General features: G+C 72.7%; 14 protein-coding genes. 6 read left to right on the forward strand and 8 right to left on the reverse strand.

Translation table 11 applies throughout. From position 1 onward, the window contains the following. Positions 1-12: 12 nt before the first annotated feature. Positions 13-498 (reverse strand): ATP-binding protein, encoded by a 486-nt coding sequence (locus tag ACWDVB_RS00230; protein WP_451513271.1) that lies wholly within the window; start codon positions 496-498, stop codon positions 13-15. A 177-nt stretch (positions 499-675) separates the two neighbouring features. On the opposite strand from ACWDVB_RS00230, the gene ACWDVB_RS00235 reads away from it, so the two are divergent. Then, positions 676-3,720 (forward strand): alpha-mannosidase, encoded by a 3,045-nt coding sequence (locus tag ACWDVB_RS00235; protein WP_451513272.1) that lies wholly within the window; start codon positions 676-678, stop codon positions 3,718-3,720. Positions 3,721-3,771: 51 nt separating this feature from the next. Here the strand turns inward: ACWDVB_RS00235 and ACWDVB_RS00240 are convergent, their stop codons facing one another. Together ACWDVB_RS00240 and ACWDVB_RS00245 are read right to left on the reverse strand one after the other, a co-directional pair. Next, positions 3,772-5,514 (reverse strand): pyruvate dehydrogenase, encoded by a 1,743-nt coding sequence (locus tag ACWDVB_RS00240; protein ID WP_451513273.1) that lies wholly within the window; start codon positions 5,512-5,514, stop codon positions 3,772-3,774. Positions 5,515-5,578: 64 nt separating this feature from the next. Beyond that, positions 5,579-6,853: a protein phosphatase 2C domain-containing protein gene (locus ACWDVB_RS00245; protein ID WP_451513274.1), complete on the reverse strand. Its 1,275-nt coding sequence runs from the start codon at positions 6,851-6,853 to the stop codon at positions 5,579-5,581. A gap of 348 nt (positions 6,854-7,201) precedes the next feature. On the opposite strand from ACWDVB_RS00245, the gene ACWDVB_RS00250 reads away from it, so the two are divergent. The 3 genes from ACWDVB_RS00250 to ACWDVB_RS00260 all read left to right on the forward strand — a co-directional run bounded on the left by ACWDVB_RS00250 (position 7,202) and on the right by ACWDVB_RS00260 (position 9,176). Beyond that, positions 7,202-8,200: a helix-turn-helix domain-containing protein gene (locus ACWDVB_RS00250; RefSeq protein ID WP_451513275.1), complete on the forward strand. Its 999-nt coding sequence runs from the start codon at positions 7,202-7,204 to the stop codon at positions 8,198-8,200. 41 nt (positions 8,201-8,241) lie between these two features. Then, on the forward strand, positions 8,242-8,724 hold the full coding sequence (locus ACWDVB_RS00255; RefSeq protein ID WP_451513276.1) for a DUF456 domain-containing protein: 483 nt from the start codon (positions 8,242-8,244) through the stop codon (positions 8,722-8,724). Positions 8,725-8,804: 80 nt separating this feature from the next. Next, positions 8,805-9,176 carry a PPOX class F420-dependent oxidoreductase gene (locus ACWDVB_RS00260; protein WP_451513277.1) on the forward strand — a complete coding sequence of 124 codons (372 nt, stop codon included), beginning with the start codon at positions 8,805-8,807 and terminating at the stop codon, positions 9,174-9,176. Here ACWDVB_RS00260 and ACWDVB_RS00265 read toward each other — a convergent pair. The 4 genes from ACWDVB_RS00265 to ACWDVB_RS00280 form a co-directional block, all read right to left on the reverse strand. Further along, positions 9,112-10,590, reverse strand: coding sequence for a DNA-3-methyladenine glycosylase 2 family protein (locus ACWDVB_RS00265; RefSeq protein WP_451513278.1), 1,479 nt, complete (start codon positions 10,588-10,590; stop codon positions 9,112-9,114). The genes ACWDVB_RS00260 and ACWDVB_RS00265 overlap by 65 nt on opposite strands. Positions 10,591-10,742: 152 nt before the next feature. Then, positions 10,743-11,885: a ribosome small subunit-dependent GTPase A gene (gene rsgA / locus ACWDVB_RS00270; RefSeq protein WP_451513279.1), complete on the reverse strand. Its 1,143-nt coding sequence runs from the start codon at positions 11,883-11,885 to the stop codon at positions 10,743-10,745. Positions 11,886-12,123: 238 nt separating this feature from the next. Next, complete coding sequence (locus ACWDVB_RS00275) at positions 12,124-12,873, reverse strand: class I SAM-dependent methyltransferase (RefSeq protein ID WP_451513280.1); 750 nt, start codon at positions 12,871-12,873, stop codon at positions 12,124-12,126. Continuing rightward, positions 12,870-13,445, reverse strand: a complete 576-nt coding sequence (locus ACWDVB_RS00280; RefSeq protein ID WP_451513281.1) for a GNAT family N-acetyltransferase — start codon at positions 13,443-13,445, stop codon at positions 12,870-12,872. Before ACWDVB_RS00280 ends, ACWDVB_RS00275 begins: the two co-directional genes overlap by 4 nt. Positions 13,446-13,660: 215 nt before the next feature. On the opposite strand from ACWDVB_RS00280, the gene ACWDVB_RS00285 reads away from it, so the two are divergent. Beyond that, complete coding sequence (locus ACWDVB_RS00285; RefSeq protein ID WP_451513282.1) at positions 13,661-14,974, forward strand: cytochrome P450; 1,314 nt, start codon at positions 13,661-13,663, stop codon at positions 14,972-14,974. Between the two features lie 13 nt (positions 14,975-14,987). After that, complete coding sequence (locus ACWDVB_RS00290) at positions 14,988-15,212, forward strand: ferredoxin (RefSeq protein ID WP_451513283.1); 225 nt, start codon at positions 14,988-14,990, stop codon at positions 15,210-15,212. Between the two features lie 29 nt (positions 15,213-15,241). Here the strand turns inward: ACWDVB_RS00290 and ACWDVB_RS00295 are convergent, their stop codons facing one another. After that, complete coding sequence (locus tag ACWDVB_RS00295) at positions 15,242-17,800, reverse strand: polysaccharide lyase family 8 super-sandwich domain-containing protein (protein WP_451513284.1); 2,559 nt, start codon at positions 17,798-17,800, stop codon at positions 15,242-15,244. Between the last annotated feature and the right edge of the window lie 91 nt (positions 17,801-17,891).

Genomic DNA, 17,891 nt, shown 5'->3' on the forward strand with positions numbered 1-17,891 from the left:
TGGCGGCAGCGTTCACGCCATGCCGCCGCCGTTCAGCTCGAACCACACCGCCTTTCCCACCCCGTGCGCGCGCACGCCCCACGCGTCGGCGAGGGACTGCACCAGGATCAGGCCCCTGCCGTTCGTACCGTCGTCGGCGTTCGGTACGCGCGGCTGGGGGCGGCGCCCCACGAAGTCCCGCACCTCGACGCGCAGGCCGCGCGGTCCGAGGGTCGCGGTGACGATCGCGTCGTGGTCGGTGTGCACCAGTGCGTTGGTGACGAGTTCGCTGGTGAGCAGCTCGGCTATGTCGGCCCGTGCCGGTTTTCCCCAGCGCCTCAAGAATTCCCTCAGGGCGCCCCTGACCTCGGGCACCGCCGACAGATCGGCCCTCCCCAGTCTGCGCCTGAGCTGGGCCCGGTCCGGTTCGGCCGGCGCCCCCTCGGCGATCTCGTCTCGTACGTTCTGCGAAGAGGCCCCGATTCCCCCGGGGCCGCCTCCACGTGACTGCCTCGTCATGACCCCCGCCCACAAAGCGATGACCTTGCCTCCCTGCTCGAACAACTTCACGGAATGCATGCCCCGGCCCACAGACGGCACTCCTGTCGAATCGTCAACCAATGCCAGGGGTGTGCCGAAGACCTGGGGGGAAGTGAAGCGGTGGACCCCCGCCACCGACCGTTCCGAGGAGCCCGAGTGCACGACGACAGACTGCTGGTGGAAGGCCGCCTGGAACGGGCGCTGCGCCAGTTCATCCGCCCCGCCCAGTACCCGCACAGGGCGCCGCTCGCGCTCTCCGTCTGGCACGCGCCGGGCGAGCCGGTGCCCGTCTCGGCCGCTCTGGAAGCGTCGTACGAACCCTTCGAGACCGGCACGGACTGGGGAAGTCCCTGGTCGACCAGCTGGTTCCGCCTCCAGGGGCGGGTGCCCGATGAGTGGCGGGGCCGCCGGGTCGAGGTGGTCGTCGACCCCGGCTTCACGGGGGACGGGCCGGGGTTCCAGGCGGAGGGTCTGGTGTACGACGCGGCGGGCGTGCCGCTGAAAGGAGTTCACCCGCGCAATCGGCATATTCCGGTGGCCTCCCCCGCGCGGGGTGGTGAGCCGGTGCACCTACTCCTGGAAGCGGCGGCCAATCCCGCCGTTCTGCACGACTTCGTGCCGACGCCGCTGGGCGACGTACTGACCGCGGGTACTGGGCCGATCTACCGATTCGCGTCTGCCGATCTCGCCGTACTCGATGAGGACGTCTGGCGGTTGGTCCTGGACATCGAGGTCCTGTCCGAGCTCATGGCAGAACTGGACGCCGACCGTCCGCGTCGCCACGAGATCCTGCGGGCCCTTGAGGACATGCTCGACGCGCTCGATCTGCACGACGTGCCGGGCACGGCCGCCGCGGGGCGCGGGGCGCTCGCCGAAGTCCTCGCGAAGCCCGCGCACGCGAGCGCGCACCGGGTGTCGGCGGCCGGTCACGCGCACATCGACTCGGCGTGGCTGTGGCCCCTGCGCGAGACGGTGCGCAAGGCGTCGCGGACCTTTGCCAATGTGACGGCTCTGGCCGAGGAGTATCCGGAGCTGGTCTTCGCCTGCTCGCAGGCCCAGCAGTACGCGTGGGTGAAGGAGCACCAGCCGCACATCTGGGAGCGGATCAAGAAGGCGGTGGCGGACGGCACCTGGGCGCCGGTGGGCTCGATGTGGGTCGAGTCGGACGCCAACATGCCGGGCGGCGAGGCGCTCGCGCGGCAGATCACGCACGGCATGCGGTTCTTCCGGGAGGAGCTCGGCGTCGAGACGGAGGAGATCTGGCTGCCGGACTCCTTCGGATACACCGCGGCCTTCCCGCAGTTGGCGAAGCTCGCGGGCATCAGGTGGTTCCTCACCCAGAAGCTGAGCTGGAACCAGTCCAACAAGATGCCGCACCACACCTTCTGGTGGGAGGGCATCGACGGCACCCGGGTCTTCACCCACTTCCCGCCCGTCGACACGTACAACTCACAGTTCCACGGGGCCGAACTCGCCCATGCCGAGCGGAACTTCGCCGACAAGGGCCGGGCGAGCCGCTCCCTGGTGCCGTTCGGCTGGGGCGACGGCGGGGGCGGGCCCACCCGCGAGATGATGGAGCGGGCGCGGCGCCTGAAGTCCCTGGAGGGCTCGCCGCGCGTCGAGATCGAGCGGCCTTCGGCGTTCTTCGCGGCGGCCGAAGAGGAGTACGGCGCCAACGCCCCCGTCTGGTCCGGCGAGCTGTATCTGGAGCTGCACCGTGCGACGTACACCACCCAGGCGGCGACCAAGCGCGGCAACCGCCGCAGCGAACACGCCCTGCGGGAGGCGGAGTTGTGGTGCACGGCGGCGGCGGTGCGCGATCCGGCGTACGTCTATCCGTACGACACACTGGACCGCCTGTGGAAGACGGTCCTGCTGCACCAGTTCCACGACATCCTGCCGGGCTCGTCGATCGCCTGGGTGCACCGCGAGGCGCGGGAGACGTACGAGCGTGTCCTGGCCGAGCTGGACGGGCTGACCACGTCGGCCGTACGTTCTCTCGGCGCGGGCGGGCCCGCCGTGCTGAACGCCTCGCCGTACGCCCGTAGCGAGGTCGTGGACAGCGGTGACGGCACGCTGGTGCGCGTCGACGTCCCCGCGCTCGGGACGCGGAGCCTGGACAGTGCCGGGACGCCGGGCCCGGGAGTGGCCGCGCACACGACCGGCGACACGATCCTGCTGACCAACGAGCACCTGAGCGTGACCATCGACGCCGCCGGGCTGCTGACCTCCGTGAAGGATCTGGACGCGGGCCGCGAGGTCCTCGCGGCCCCCGGCAACCTCCTCCAGCTGCACCCCGACCACCCCACGCACTACGACGCCTGGGACCTCGACCGGCACTACCGGCACCGGCACACCGACCTCACGGACGCCGAGTCGGTCGAGCTGGTGGAGGAGGGCCCGCTGCGGGTGGCGGTGCGCGTCACGCGCGCGTTCGGGGCGTCGCGGATCACCCAGGAGATCCGGCTCGCGGCGGGCGGCAGGCGCGTCGACGTCGTCACGGACGTCGACTGGCGGGAGTCGGAGAAGGTGCTCAAGGCCGCCTTCCCGCTGGACGTGCACGCCGAACGGTCCGCCGCCGAAATCCAGTTCGGCCATGTGCACCGGCCCACGCACGCCAACACCGGGTGGGACGCGGCGCGTTACGAGATCTGCGCGCACCGCTGGCTGCGGGTGGCCGAGGAGGGGTACGGCGTCGCGGTCCTCAACGACGCGACGTACGGCCATGACGTGACGCGCGAGGAGCACGGCGGCGCCCTCGGCACCACGGTGCGCCTGACGCTGCTGCGGGCCCCGCACAGCCCGGACCCGGAGACCGACCGGGGCACGCACCGCTTTACGTACGCGCTGCTGCCCGGCGGCACGCCGGGTGACGCGGTCGCGGAGGGGCTGGCACTCAATCTGCCGCTGCGGGTCGCCGACGCGCCCGTCCTCGCGCCGCTGGTGAGCGTCGACCATCCGGCGGTCACCGTCGAGTCGGTGAAGCTCGCCGACGACCGGAGCGGCGATGTCGTCGTACGGCTCTACGAGTCGCGCGGCGGCCGGGCCGCGGCCACGCTCAGCACGTCGTTCCCGGTGGCGCGGGCCGAGCTGACCGACCTCTTGGAGCGGCCGCTCCGGGAGGCGGAGACGGGCGAGGCCGGTCTGCGGCTGGCGCTGCGGCCGTTCCAGATCGTGACGCTGCGGCTGCGGCCCGCCTGAGCCCGTCCGCGTGCCGGGGCCCGGGTCAGGGTCAGGGTTACGGCCTCGGGGTTACGGCCTCGGCACGTTCCGCAGGTTCGAGCGGGCCATCTGCACCATCCTGCCCACCCCGCCGTCCAGCACGATCTTGCTGGCGGAGAGCGCGAAACCGGTCACCATGTCCGAGCTGATCTTGGGCGGGATGGAGAGGGCGTTCGGGTCGGTGACGATGTCGACCAGGGCCGGACCCTTGTGCGCGAAGGCGTCCCTCAGGGCGCCCGCGAGCTGCTTGGGCTTCTCCACGCGGACGCCGTACGCCCCGGCGGCGCGGGCGACGGCGGCGAAGTCGGGGTTGTGGTTCGCCGTGCCGTACGAGGGCAGCCCGGCCACCATCATCTCCAACTCCACCATGCCGAGGGAGGAGTTGTTGAAGAGGACGACCTTCACCGGCAGATCGTGCTGGACGAGGCTGAGGAAGTCGCCCATCAGCATCGAGAAGCCGCCGTCGCCCGACATCGAGACGACCTGGCGTCCGCGGTCGGCGAACTGGGCGCCGATCGCCTGCGGCAGGGCGTTGGCCATCGAGCCGTGGCTGAACGAACCGATGATGCGGCGCCTGCCGTTGGGGGTGAGATAGCGGGCCGCCCAGACGTTGCACATGCCGGTGTCGACGGTGAAGACGGCGTCGTCCGCCGCGAGTTCGTCGAGGACCGAGGCGACGTACTCCGGGTGGATCGGGATGTGCTTGTCGACCTTGCGGGTGTACGCCTTGACGACGCCTTCGAGGGCGTCCGCGTGCTTCTTGAGCATTTTGTCGAGGAACTTGCGGTTCGTCTTGGGCGAGACGCGCGGGGTCAGACAGCGCAAGGTCTCGCGTACGTCGCCCCAGACCGCGAGGTCGAGCTTCGAGCGGCGCCCGAGGTTCTCGGGGCGCACATCGACCTGGGCGATCTTCACATCGTCCGGCAGGAAGGCGTTGTACGGGAAGTCCGTGCCGAGCAGGATCAGCAGATCGCACTCGTGGGTGGCCTCGTACGCGGCGCCGTAGCCGAGCAGGCCGCTCATGCCGACGTCGAACGGATTGTCGTACTGGATCCACTCCTTGCCCCGCAGCGCGTGGCCCACCGGGGACTTGATCTTCTCGGCGAACTCCATCACCTCGGAGTGGGCGCCCTTGGTGCCGCTGCCGCAGAAGAGGGTGACCTTGTCGGCGTCGTCGATCATCGCCGCGAGCCTCTCGATCTCCTCGTCGCCGGGGCGCACGGTGGGGCGGGAGGTCACCAGGGCGGTCTCGGCGGCCTTGGCCGGGGCCTCCTCGGAGGCGACGTCGCCGGGCAGCGAGACGACGCCGACACCGGACTGGCCGACGGCGTGCTGGATGGCGGTCTGGAGCAGCCGGGGCATCTGCTTGGGGCTGGAGATCAGCTCGCAGTAGTGACTGCACTCCTGGAAGAGCCGGTCGGGGTGGGTCTCCTGGAAGAAGCCGAGGCCGATCTCGCTGGAGGGGATCTGCGAGGCGAGGGCGATGACGGGGGCCATGGAGCGGTGCGCGTCGTACAGGCCGTTGATGAGGTGGAGGTTGCCCGGGCCGCAGGAGCCCGCGCAGGCGGCCAGCCTGCCGGTGATCTGGGCCTCGGCGCCGGCCGCGAAGGCGGCGGTCTCCTCGTGCCGCACCTGGACCCAGTCGATCCCCTTCGTGCGCCGGATGGCGTCCACGACCGGGTTGAGACTGTCGCCGACGACTCCGTACAGGCGCTGCACGCCCGCGCGGACGAGGATGTCGACGAACTGCTCGGCGACGTTCTGCTTGGCCATGCGGTACGCACCTCTTCACCCTGGGAACCGGAACCTCTGGTCCATGAATTCACAGGTGCGGCGGTCATGCCTCCCAGACCGCGGCGGCCGTACGGTCGTCGGCGTACCCCTTGACCCTGACCTGGACGTCGGCCAGGAAGGCGGCGAGCCCCGGCGGACCGCTCTTCTCCCACCGGCGGGTGAGGTGTCCGGCCAGCTCGGGCTCGCCGCGCAGCGGTTCCGCGAGGCCGCCGCTGCACAGCAGGAGCGTGTCACCCGGCCGGGCGACCGAGGCCCGGAAGCGGAACGGGTCGCGGGGTGGTTCCGGCGCCGGTTCGTAGGGGCTCGGGGGTGTGGTGATGCCCAGGTCCATGGTGAGGTGGTCGCCCGCCGGGGTCCGGGGCGGCGGGGAGCCGAAGCCGACCACGGCGTCGCCCGTGGCGTCGGCGACGCGGGGCTCGATGTCCTGCCACTCGCCGTCACGCAGCCGGAAGAGGCCGCCCGCGCCGACGCCGAAGAAGACCCGCGTACGGCACTGGGGGTCGGCGGGCAGCAGCAGGCAGCGCAGGGCGGCGGCGTACTCGTCCGGGCGCAGTCCCAGGTCGGCGGCGTGGGCGCGGAGCCTGCCGAGGCTGCGGTCGATGAGGCGGTGCAGGCCCGACTTCAGGTCGCCGCGGCGGGCGGCCCTGATGTCCTGCGCGAGCCGCTGGTGGCTGCGCCCCACGGCCCGGCCGATCCACTCGCACGCCTCGGCGGCCGCGCGGTGCGCTCCCGGCGCGGCGCGGGCACCGGTGGCCACGGCGACCAGCAGCAGCGCGTTCTCGCCGGTGCCGAAGCGGGCGGTGAGCAGGGAGTCGCGGCGCTGTTCGCCGCGGTAGCGGGCGGAGTCGCCGCGCATGGAGGCCGCGCGCAGGGTGGAGGCGCCGTACCGCGCCCCGTCGAGGACGGTGTCCGCGACGAGGTCGCCGAGGTCGTCGGGGTCGGCGGCGGGCAGGACGGTGGGGTCGGGCTCGTAGGTGGGCGGTCCGTCACCCACGTACGCGACACCGGCGGGGGCGGGCGGCCCGCCCGGCGGTGCGGCGGCCTCCTCGGGCCCATACGGATCGGCCTCGTGGGCGGCGGGTCCCGCCCCCGGAACGCCGGGCGCGTACTGACGCGGGACAGCGCCCTGCGGCGGGATCGCGCCCTGCGGCCCTGGTCCGGAGGGGAGTCCTTCCTTCACCGTGTCCGCCGCCGAGGCGAACCTGTCGTCGAGGGTGTCCGGTGCGGGCGCCGGGCCCGTGTCCTGTGTGGCGTCGTCATACAGCTGCCCCCACCAGTCGTCATCGCGACCGGTGCGCCTCTCCCCCTGCTGGCTCATGCCCCTAATTTTCCACCGCGGGGGCCGTACGAAAACGGTGCATCCGGAAATTCCGACCATCTGACTACGGTCCCGGGCATGCCGGGAGCCGCCGGGCGGGCCCACCCCCCACAGGAGGACCGCCCGGCGGCGTCCGGGTGGCCGGCGCACGTCGTACCCGGCCTGTACCCGCGTGCCCCGTGGCGCCGAGGTCAATCCGGCAGGGGCGGCCGCGGTCGGTGCCGCGGTGGCGTCACCTTGTCGTCGGGGGAGCGAGGTGCGGGGATGATGTCCTGGGGCGGGTTCACGCCGTGGCTGTTTCCCGCCATGGTGCCGTCGGAACGGAGCTTCGGGGAGGGGCGTCGCCGCATGCTGGCAGCGATAGGTCTGGACGAGACGCACGAGTCGGCGTATCGGGCGCTGGTGTCGGTGGGCGCCGCCGACGTGTCCGACCTCGCCCGCAGACTCACCCTCGGAGAGCCCGAGACCGAGCGGGCGCTGCGCCGCCTGGAGCGGCACGGTCTGGCCGCGCAGGCCTCCGGCAGGGCGGGCCGCTGGGTGGCCGCGCCGCCCGGCGTCGCGCTCGGCGCGCTGCTCACCCAGCGGCGGCACGAGCTGGAGAAGGCGGAGCTGGCGGCGACCCTGCTCGCCGAGGAGTACCGCGCGCAGGCCACCGAGCCCACCGTCCACGACCTGGTCGAGGTGGTCACGGGGGCGGCCGCCGTCTCGCAGCGCTTCCTCCAGTTGCAGCTGGGGGCGAGCGACGAGGTGTGCGCGCTGGTGACCGGCAGCCCCGTCGCGATCACCGGCATGGAGAACAGCGCCGAGGAGCAGGCCGCGGACCGGGGCGTCAGCTACCGCGTGGTGGTCGAGCGTACGGTCCTCGACCTGCCGACCGGTCTGATCGAGCTGTCGACGGCGCTCGGCCGCGACGAGCAGGTGCGGGTGGTGGACCGCGTCCCGACCAAGCTGGTGATCGCCGACGGCTCGCTCGCGATGGTCCCGCTCACCTCGCGGACGGCGGAGCCCGCCGCGCTCGTCGTGCACGCCAGCGGACTGCTCGAATCGCTGACGGGCCTCTTCGAGGCGGTCTGGCGGGAGGCGCTGCCGCTGCGCCTCGGCGAGGACGGCGGCACGGTCCGCGAGGAGGCGCCCGAGGGCCCGGACGGAACGGACCTGGAAATCCTCTCGCTGCTCCTCGCGGGCCTGACCGACGCGAGCGTCGCCAAGCAGCTGGACCTGGGGCTCCGTACGGTGCAGCGCCGGGTGAAGCGGCTGATGGAGCTGACCGGCGTCACGACGCGGCTCCAGCTCGGCTGGCACGCGTACGAACGGGACTGGGTCGCGCGCCGCCCCCGCGCTGACTAATCTGACCTGCGGTTTCGCCGGATCTGCTGCACTCTGGGCAGATGGGAGTGTGGGAACTCCTGCTGGTCGGCGTGGTGATGCTGCTCGGCCTGTGCGGAGTGCTGGTGCCCGGAGTGCCGGGGCCGTGGCTGGTGTGGGCCGCGGTCCTGTGGTGGGCGCTGCAGGACCCGAGGGGGCTCGCCTGGGGCGTCCTCGTCGGCGCGTCCGTCGTGCTGCTCGTGGCGCAGGCGGTGCGCTGGCAGCTGCCGCCCCGCAGGCTGCGGGAGAGCGGCGCCACGCGCCGGATGGCCGCCTTCGCCGGGGCCGGGGCGCTGCTGGGCTTCTGCGTGGTGCCGGTGATCGGCGCGATCCCCGGCTTCGTCGCCGGTATCTACACCGGGGAGCGGCTGCGGCTCGGCGGCCGCGGCGAGGCGGTGGCGGCGACGCGGACGGCCATGCGGATGGGCGGCACGAGCGTCCTGACGGAGCTCTTCGCGTGCCTGCTGATTCTCGGGGCGTGGCTGGGGGCGGTCTTCTGGGGCTAGGTCGTAGGGCCTTGGCCGGCGCTGACGTGAACGTGGCACATCCGCGTCGGCGGGCCGCATACGCGTGCGAGGCTCGCCGCATGACCGAATTCAGCGAAGCCGAGCGCGCGTACCTCAAGTCCCAGCGCCTGGGGCGGATGGCCACGGTCGACCCCAAGGGCCAGCCGCAGGCGAACCCCGTCGGCTTCTTCCCGCAGGACGACGGCACGATCCTCGTCGGGGGCCATGCTCTCGGCACCACCAAGAAGTGGCGAAACCTCCAGGCGAACCCGAAGGTGTCCCTCGTCGTCGACGACGTGGTGAGCCTGAGGCCGTGGCAGGTGCGGGGCATCGACATCCGCGGCGAGGCCGAACTGCTCAACGGTCCCCACGAGTTGGGGCCCGGCTTCAGCGAGGAGCTGATCCGTATCCATCCGAGGCGGATCCACAGCTGGGGGCTCGACGCGGGCTGAGTCCCGGGGCCCGCTCCGCCCGCAGGTGGCGCAGGGCGTACGAGCGCCAAGGGCGCCAGGCGTCACGGACCGGTTCCGGTTCACCGGGCGCGGCCACGTCCGGGTCGCCGAGCGCCCGCATCCTGATCAGCGCGGCCGTCCTCGCGCCCAGACGGGGCAGGGCGAGCAGCGCCGCCTCGGCGTCGTCCCGGTCCGCCCCCGCGTCCAGGCGCAGCACACCGTCGGCGAGCGCCGTCGCCAGCGCGCCGAGCGGGCCGGGCTCGGCGGCCAGTTGGGAGGGTCCGGGGAAGACGTGGGTGAGGCGCCCGCACGCGGCGTCCAGCACCTTGCCGTGCCGCTCCACGAGCCGTTCGGCGCCGGCCCGCCCCACGAGCGCGCGTACCGCGAACTCCTCCGGGTCGGCCGCGCCCGGCGAGCGCAGCCCGGGCCGGGCGGCGACGAGCGGGGCGAGCCGGGGGTCGGCGCCGAGCCGGTCGTCCACGGCGTACGGATCGGCGTCGAGGTCGAAGAGGCGGCGCAGACGCTGCACGGCCGTGGTGAGGTCCCGCAGGTCGGTGAGGTGCAGCCGGGCGTCGAGCCAGCCGCCGCGGCGCACGGCCTGGGCGCTCGAACCGCCGCCCGCCGTGGCCGGGGAACGCGCCTCCTCGACGGCCACGATGGCCGTCCCGTACGGCAGTCGGAGCGTACGCCGGTATGTGCGGGCGCCGCGCTCGCCGGTGACCTCCTCGATGCCGTGGACCGTCTCGTCCGCGAGCAGGTCGAAGACCGGAGCGGCCTGGTAGGGGCCCCGGTGGGCGAGGCGCAGCGGGATGCCGGCGGCGGGCGTGGCCCGCGCCGCGCCGCGCTTGGGGGCGGCGGCGCGCAGGGCGGTCGGCGTGAGCGCGTACACGGCCTTGATGGTGTCGTTGAACTGCCGGACGCTGGCGAACCCGGCGGCGAACGCGATCTCCGTCACCGGCAGATCCGTGGTCTGCAACAGGACGCGCGCGGTGTGCGCCCGCTGGGCGCGGGCCAGCGCGACCGGGCCCGCGCCCAGCTCCGCGGTGAGCTGGCGCTGCACCTGCCGGGCGCTGTAGCCGAGCCGCACGGCGAGCCCGGGGACGCCCTCGCGGTCGACGACGCCGTCGCCGATCATGCGCATGGCGCGGCCCACGACGTCGGCGCGTACGTTCCACTCGGCGGAGCCGGGGACGGCGTCCGGCCGGCAGCGGCGGCAGGCGCGGAAGCCGGAGGTCTGGGCGGCGGCGGCCGTGGTGTAGTAGCGGACGTTCTGCCGTTTGGGCGTGACGGCGGGGCAGCTGGGGCGGCAGTAGATACCGGTCGTCTCGACGGCGAAGAAGAACTCACCGTCGAACCGGGCGTCCCGGCTCCGCACGGCCTCGTACCTGGTCTCTTCATCGATCACGCCACCCATTCTGACCCCACGGGGTCGGAGCGGCTGGCGGAATTCGGACACTGCGTTACGTCTTCGCGGGCCGCGTGGAGACGCGCCCCCTGAGGGGCGCGGGGAACTGCGCGCCCAGCCACAACGGACCCGCAGCTCCCCAACCGCCCGACCCGCTCAGCTCAGCGCAAGCGCCCCCGCTTCGCCTCCACCGCCGCGCGCCCCTCCGCCCCCCGCAGCCGCCACTCGCGGCGCAGCTCCGCGCGGACCCGGGCATCCGTCTTGGCGACGATGCGCTGGTTCTCGCGGATCAGCTTGCGGTAGCTGTCGAGACGGCGTTCGGGAAGCGTGCCGTCCGCGACGGCGGCGTGCACCGCGCAGCCGGGCTCGGCGGCGTGGGCGCAGTCGTGGAACCGGCAGTTCTCCGCCAGCTCCTCGATCTCGGAGAAGACCTGCCCGACGCCGGTTCCGGCGTCCCACAGGCCGACGCCGCGCAGCCCCGGCGTGTCGATGAGGACGCCGCCCGCGGGCAGCAGCAGGAGGTTGCGGGTCGTCGTGGTGTGCCGGCCCTTGCCGTCGGCGTCACGGATCGCCTGGACCTCCATGACGTCGGCGCCGACGAGCGCGTTCGCCAGCGTCGACTTGCCCGCGCCGGACTGGCCGAGCAGCACCGACGTACCGCCGGAGACGACCGCGGCGAGGATGTCGACGCCGTCCCCGGCCGTGGAGCTGACCGGCAGCACCTGCACGCCGGGGGCCGAGGTCTCCACGTCCTCGACGAGGTGCGCGAGCGTGGCGCTGTCCGGTACGAGGTCGGCCTTGGTGAGCACGATGACGGGCTGCCCGCCCGACTCCCAGCCGAGCGCGAGGAACCGCTCGATCCGCCCGAGGTCGAGCTCGGCGGCGAGCGAGACCGCGATGATCGAGTGGTCGACGTTGGCGGCGAGGATCTGCCCCTCGGACCGCTTGGACGAGGTGGAGCGCACGAAGGACGTACGCCGGGGCAGATACGCGCGTACGTAGCGGGGGTCGCCGCCGTCCGGGTCGACGGCGGCCCAGTCGCCGGTGCACACGACCTTCAGCGGGTCGCGCGGGGTGACGAACTCGGTGTCGGCGCGGACGGTTCCATGGGCGGTGACGACGTCGCACTGCCCGCGGTCCACGCGGACGACGCGGCCGGGCAGCAGCCCTTGCGCCGCGTACGGTGCGAACTCGGTCTCCCAGTCCGCGTCCCAGCCGTAGGGGGCCAGGGGGTGCGGGACGGGCGAGGACGAACCCGGAGACGAACCGGGACGGGAGGAGAACGGAAGAGAGCAGAAAGACAAGGGGTGACCCTTCACAGGGTGGCCCCGGCGCACGCGCACGAAGGCGCGCGGAGTAAGGCGTTCGGTCAGCCGGTGGCCACGGAGGTGGACTTGACGAACTTCCGGATGCGGGCAGCGCCCACCGCGACGACAGCCATCGGTCACACCTCCTGGTCCTGCTCGGCCGAGAACGGCGGCCGAACGGCCACCGAGGAACGCTACGCAGCTTAGGTCCCGGCTCCCGCGCCGCGCCAGCCATTTACCGGGAGCCGGCCCCGGCCGCCGGCCGCCGCGCGACGAAGACGAACTCCCGGCCCGGCCGGTCGGGGGCGTCGCGTACGTCCTCCACCTCGAACCCCTCGGCGGCCAGGTCCCCCTCGATCTCCTGCCGTCCCCGGAAGCGCAGCGTCGAGTCCGAGGTGAGCACCTGCCCGTCCGTCGCGAAGGCGTAGGTCCAGCGGAACGACACCAGCGGCCCGTCGATCGCGGTGACCTCGACCCAGTGTTCGACCTGTCCGACACCTGGCACCTCCGTCACGGCGTGCGAGGATTCGCGGTGCCAGTTCTCCCAGGCGCGCCTGGCCGGGTCCCGGGTCTCGAACGCCAGGCGGCCGCCCGGCCGCAGCGCTCCGTGCGCGCCCCGCAGAGTGCCCCGCCAGGCGGCCGGGTCCGCGATGGCCTGGGCCACGTTCGCCGTCATGGTCGCGAGGTCGACGCGCAGCGGCGGGAGCGCGGTCGCGTCGCCGACGAGCCAGCGCACCCGTTCGGCCCCCGGCTTGGCGCGGGCCACCTCGACGGACGCCCGGGCCGGGTCGACGCCGACGACCTCGGTCCCGCGCTCGGCGAGCAGCAGCGCGAAGACGCCCGTACCGCAGCCGATGTCCAGGACGCGGCGCGCGCCGAACTCCTCGGCCATGCGGAGGTACGCGTCGAGGTCGCTCCGGTCCGGGTCGAGCGGGTCGTAGAGCGCGGCGAGCCGCGGATGGCCGAAGGCGTCGTCGACGGTCACCGCGCCGGGCCCTCGGCCCCTTCGGCCCGCGCGGCGCGCCACTCGGGTGCGAGTACCGCCCAGATCTCCGTGTCCTGCCGTACCCCCCGGTAGGGGTCGTTCTCCCGCTGGACCCCTTCGAGGCTCATGCCGAGCCGCTTGGCCACATTGATGCTCGGCCGGTTCCCGGAGGCCACCAGCCACTCCACCCGGTGCATGCCGCGCACCTCGACCGCCCAGTCGATCAGGACGCGCACGGCGCGGGTGACCAGGCCGCGCCCGGAGGCGGCCGGTTCCAGCCAGCAGCCCGCCTCGCAGTTGCCGGACGCCGCGTCGAAGACCCGGAAGAGGACGCCGCCGACGAGGCGTTCGTCGAGCCAGATGCCGTACAGGCGGCCGGCGTCGGCGGCGGCCTTGTCGGCGTACACCTGGAGCCAGCCGCGCGCGGACCCCAGGTCGGCGGCGACGTCGGGGAGACCGACGTACTGGCCTATGAACGCACGGCCGCGGTCCATATGGGCCAGGAACTCCTCGGCCTGCCACGGCTCCAGCGGGCGCAGTTCGGCTCCGTCACCCAGGGGTATCGCGAACATCCTCTTCATCCTCCACAGTGGCCGCGCGCGGTTCTCCTGGATCCTCGCACGCCCCTCGGGCAAGCTGTACGCCCCTGTTGGAGCCCGGCGCGGAGGGGGTGTTCCGGACAACTCGGCCGCGTCGCCGATCTGGCCGGTCTTGCCGTGGACGAGATAGATGCCCCAGGCATCCAATGGGGGCAGGTAAGGGAAATCTGCGCTTGCGAGGTACGTCCATGCCGGAGACAACGAAGTCACGGGAAACAACGGAGCCAGCGGAATCAGCTGAGACAGCTGAGACAGCGCCGGCCTCCACCCCGACCCCAACCCTCATCCCAGCCCCCGCCCCATCCTCCACCCCCATCCCCTTCCCCCAGAACCGAACCTGCCCCTACCACCCGCCCACCGGCTACGCGCCTCTGCGCGAGGACCGTCCGCTCTCCCGGGTGACCCTCTGGGACGGGCGCGTCGTCTGGGTGGTCACCGGGCACACCGTGGCCCGGGAACTCCTCGCCGACCAGCGGCTCTCCGCGGACCGCGAGAACGAGAACTTCCCCGCGCCCACCGAACGCTTCGCCCGCGTCCGCAACCGGAGCATCGCGCTGCTCGGCGTCGACGACCCCCGGCACAACACCCAGCGGCGGATGCTGATCCCCAGCTTCTCGGTCAAGCGCGTCGCGGCCCTGCGCCCGGCGATCCAGGAGACCGTCGACCGGCTCCTGGACGCCATGGAGGCGCAGGGGCCGCCCGCCGAGCTGGTGGGCGCGTTCGCGCTGCCGGTGCCGTCGATGGTGATCTGCTCCCTGCTCGGGGTGCCCTACGCCGACCACGACTTCTTCGAGGAGCAGTCGCGGCGCCTGCTGCGCGGCCCCGGCGCGGAGAACACCCAGGCGGCGCGGGACGAGCTGGACGCGTATTTCTACGCGTTGATCGACCGCAAGCGGAAGGAGCCGGGTGAGGGTCTCCTCGACGAGCTGATCCACCAGCAGCTCGCGGCCGGCACCGTGGACCTGGAGGAACTGGCCGACCTGGCCACGATCCTGCTCGTCGCGGGCCACGAGACCACGGCGAACATGATCTCCCTCGGTACGTTCACGCTGCTCCAGCACCCTGAGCACCTCGCCGAGCTGCGGGCCGGTCTCGCCGACGGGCAGCCGCTGATGCCCGCCGCGGTCGAGGAGCTGCTGCGCTATCTGTCCATCGCGGAGGGCCTGCTGCGGGTGGTGAGCGAGGACATCGAGATCGCGGGCAGCACCCTGCGCGTCGGTGAGGGCGTCGTCTTCGCCACGTCCGTCATCAACCGCGACGGCGCCGCCTACGAGGAGCCGGAGCGGCTCGACTGGCACCGCGAGACCCGCCACCACCTCGCCTTCGGCTTCGGCATCCACCAGTGCCTGGGCCAGAACCTCGCCCGGGCGGAGGTCGAGATCGCCCTGCGGTCCCTCTTCGACCGGCTGCCGGGGCTGCGTCTCGCGGTGCCCGCCGAGGAGATCCCCTGCAAGCAGGGCGACACGATCCAGGGGCTGCTGGAACTCCCCGTCGTCTGGTAGGAGTTGACCGTTCATGGAGAGTGACGCTACGGACAAGGTGATTCACGTGGACACCGATCGGTGCGTGGGCGCGGGCATGTGCGCGCTCACCGCGCCGGGGGTCTTCACGCAGGACGACGACGGCTTCAGTCAGGTGCTGCCGGGCCGCGAGGACGGCGGCGGCGACCCGATGGTCCGGGAGGCCGCGCGGGCGTGCCCCGTGCAGGCCATCAGCCTGCCGGAGGTGCTGGCTGAGTAGACGACACGGAGCGCCTCTTAGCGGCGTTTTCAGGCGCGCAGGGTGACCGTGAAGCTTCTGCCGTACGCGTGACGTGTGTCGACGTCGATCCGCGTACCGCCGGGGACCTGGCTCACCCGTACGCCGGGGTCCGCGGCGGTCGCCCGGAGGCGGCGGCCGCGGAGCAGCACCGTGACCCGGTCCCGGCCCATGGTCGGGTCGGACACGGCGACGGCGGTGCTCGCACCCTTGCCGCCGTGGTGTCCCTCGCGGCGCACGATGACCGAGGCGGGGCCTTCGACCCGTAGCCCCGCGACCTCGTGCCGCCCCGGGGTGAAGGTGTTGGCGGCCGTCAGGCCGAGCGCGCTGTGGGAAATCGCCTGGTGGCGCGGCGAGTTGGCGTGGACCTTGAGCGGGCCGTGGCGGTGGGCGCGCAGCCGGTGCTCGGTGGCGTTCGGCACCAACGCGTAGGCGAGGCACGTCGGCCGGGCCCCGGCCGCCCCGTCGACCGTCACGCCGAGGACCGAACGGGTCACCGGGGTGTCGGGGTTGGCGGTGCGCACGACCCGGCGGCTGCGGGTGACCCGGTCCAGGGACACCCGTACCGGCGGGGTGTCGAGGAAGACGTAGCCGACGGCGGTGCCCTGCGTGGCGTTGGCGTAGCGCAGCCAGCGCAGGTCCGCGGTGCCGGGGCCGGACCAGGCGCGGCCGTCGCGGCGCGTGCCGGTGAGCGAGGTCCGGTCGTCGGGGGCGGCGGTGCGGGCGTCAACGGTCGTGGTCACGGCCCGTCCCGCGGCGTCACCGACACCCGCGACGAGCACCACGATCTCGTCGTCGAGCAGGAACCACGACTTCGTCGCCGTAGCGCCCCGATACACGACGAAGTCGTGGGGGAGCAGGGCCCGGTCGTGGTAGGCCGCGTCGCTGGACTGCACCATGCCCGTGGCGCCGTACGTCCCGAGGACGGCGCCGCCGGAGTGGCTGTTCGTGCCGCGCGGGAAGTAGACGTACTTGTTCTGCGACTCGGAGGACGAGGTGAAGTGGAGGGGGTGTCCGGGGTTGTCGTAGTACGCCTTGCCGTACAACTCCGGTACGCTGCGGCGCTGTTCGACGGGCGCGGTGACGCCCGCGAGGCCGTACGGCGACACCGTGGTGTAGTAGTCGACGCCGTACGCCTGGGCCTGGTCCTGGCCGGAGAGGTAGAGGTAGTACGCGCCGTCGCCCTGGAACCACGGCATGAGGTTCTCGCCGTTCATGTACTCGTACTTGCTGATCCGGTCGGAGCTTCGCGCGAGCGCGAAGGTGTAACCCGGTCTGCGGTGCACTGTCTTGTCCATGGCATTGAAGGCGACACTGCGTTCGGCGGGGTTGAGGTCGGCGGGCGGCACGGAGTCGTCGGCGATGATGTCGGCGTGGTGGACGATGCTGACCGGGGAGACGAACCGGGACGGGTCGAGGGGAGTGCGCGAGGTGGCCCTGATGTGCTTGACGTAGCTCTTGAGGGCGGTGGCCTCGGCCCCGGCCGCGAGCGAGGAGAGGTCGACGACGGCCTCCACGACCACCGCCACGTCGGTGTACCCGGAGTCCGTGCGCGCCACGGCCCGGCCCTTGACTATCTCCAGCATCCAGCCCTCGAAGATCAGCGGGGCGAAGCCGTCCTTCACCCAGCCGTACACGGTCGGTACCAGCTCCTCGCCGTGCGCGAAGCCGGTGCCGTCGAGGATCTTGAGGGTCTGCACGACGCGGGTGAGCAGGCCCTTTCCGTACGAACCCGTGTACGCGACGGAGGCGTGCTGTATGAACGAGCCGTCCGCGTAGTGGCCGTCCGTCACGCCGTGCCGCAGCTGGTAGGGGTCGATGGTGAGGAACACCGTCAGCTGGTCGGTGAGGGCCTTGCGGATGCGGGCATCACCCTCGTGGCCGAGGGAGCCGAGGAGGGCGCCCTGGAGGATGCGGTTGGTGGTGATGTCGGCGAGGTTGGCGCCGGTGTGGAAGCGGGAGTCGAGGTCCACGTCGCCGTCGGTGCCGTTGCGCAGATAGGCGTCCATGGAGGCGACGTAGGTGCGCACCAGCTCCGGGCGGTAGGAGCGCACTTCGTCCGCGAGGAGCGCCAGGGTCTTGCTGATGTGCTGGGAGATGCCGATCTCCCAGTGGAACCAGTTGCCGTAGTAGCCCTTGGCCTGGTCGCCGTAGTAGCGCTCGTGCAGCCAGGTCAGGCCGTCGATGACGCGGCGCTGGGCGGCGGTGTCGCCGTGCGGCCCGGAGCCGGGTGTGCGGGTGGCGAGGGCGATCTCGTACAGGCGGCGGTAGGCGGTGTTCAGGTTCGTCTCGTCGGTGCCGAGCGCGAGTCCGGCGAAGAGTTCACCCTCGCCCGCGTCGTCCATGGCCTTCAGGTTCGCCCGTGCTGTCCGCTCGATGGCGGCGAGCTTCGCGGCCGTCTCCGGCCGGGCGTTGGAGGCGGCCGTGCCCGCGAGGACCGCCACGGTGTTGGCGAGCAGCCGGGCGCGGCCCTCGGCCGCCGTGGCGGCGTCCGCCAGGCCCACGGGGATCACCGCAAGGAGTCCGGCGGCCGACAGGGCGGACAGCAGGCGTCTGCGGGTGATCTCCATGGCGGCCTCCACCGGCGGCGTACGGGGCGTTCTGGCGGGTGCTGACGGAACACGTGGCTCGGACACGTGTTCAGGCGGGCGGAGTCAAGCA

This window comes from Streptomyces sp. NPDC003379 (genome assembly GCF_053589195.1).

What these genes read in the sequence shown, in the direction of transcription:
- ACWDVB_RS00255 (WP_451513276.1), top strand. Translation starts at nt 8,242, where the DNA reads ATGGGAGTGTGGGAACTCCTGCTGGTCGGCGTGGTGATGCTGCTCGGC.
- ACWDVB_RS00230 (WP_451513271.1), bottom strand. Translation starts at nt 498, where the DNA reads ATGACGAGGCAGTCACGTGGAGGCGGCCCCGGGGGAATCGGGGCCTCT.
- ACWDVB_RS00280 (WP_451513281.1), bottom strand. Translation starts at nt 13,445, where the DNA reads ATGTTCGCGATACCCCTGGGTGACGGAGCCGAACTGCGCCCGCTGGAG.
- ACWDVB_RS00290 (WP_451513283.1), top strand. Translation starts at nt 14,988, where the DNA reads ATGGAGAGTGACGCTACGGACAAGGTGATTCACGTGGACACCGATCGG.
- ACWDVB_RS00285 (WP_451513282.1), top strand. Translation starts at nt 13,661, where the DNA reads ATGCCGGAGACAACGAAGTCACGGGAAACAACGGAGCCAGCGGAATCA.
- ACWDVB_RS00295 (WP_451513284.1), bottom strand. Translation starts at nt 17,800, where the DNA reads ATGGAGATCACCCGCAGACGCCTGCTGTCCGCCCTGTCGGCCGCCGGA.
- ACWDVB_RS00240 (WP_451513273.1), bottom strand. Translation starts at nt 5,514, where the DNA reads ATGGCCAAGCAGAACGTCGCCGAGCAGTTCGTCGACATCCTCGTCCGC.
- ACWDVB_RS00250 (WP_451513275.1), top strand. Translation starts at nt 7,202, where the DNA reads ATGCTGGCAGCGATAGGTCTGGACGAGACGCACGAGTCGGCGTATCGG.
- ACWDVB_RS00260 (WP_451513277.1), top strand. Translation starts at nt 8,805, where the DNA reads ATGACCGAATTCAGCGAAGCCGAGCGCGCGTACCTCAAGTCCCAGCGC.
- ACWDVB_RS00265 (WP_451513278.1), bottom strand. Translation starts at nt 10,590, where the DNA reads ATGGGTGGCGTGATCGATGAAGAGACCAGGTACGAGGCCGTGCGGAGC.
- ACWDVB_RS00245 (WP_451513274.1), bottom strand. Translation starts at nt 6,853, where the DNA reads ATGAGCCAGCAGGGGGAGAGGCGCACCGGTCGCGATGACGACTGGTGG.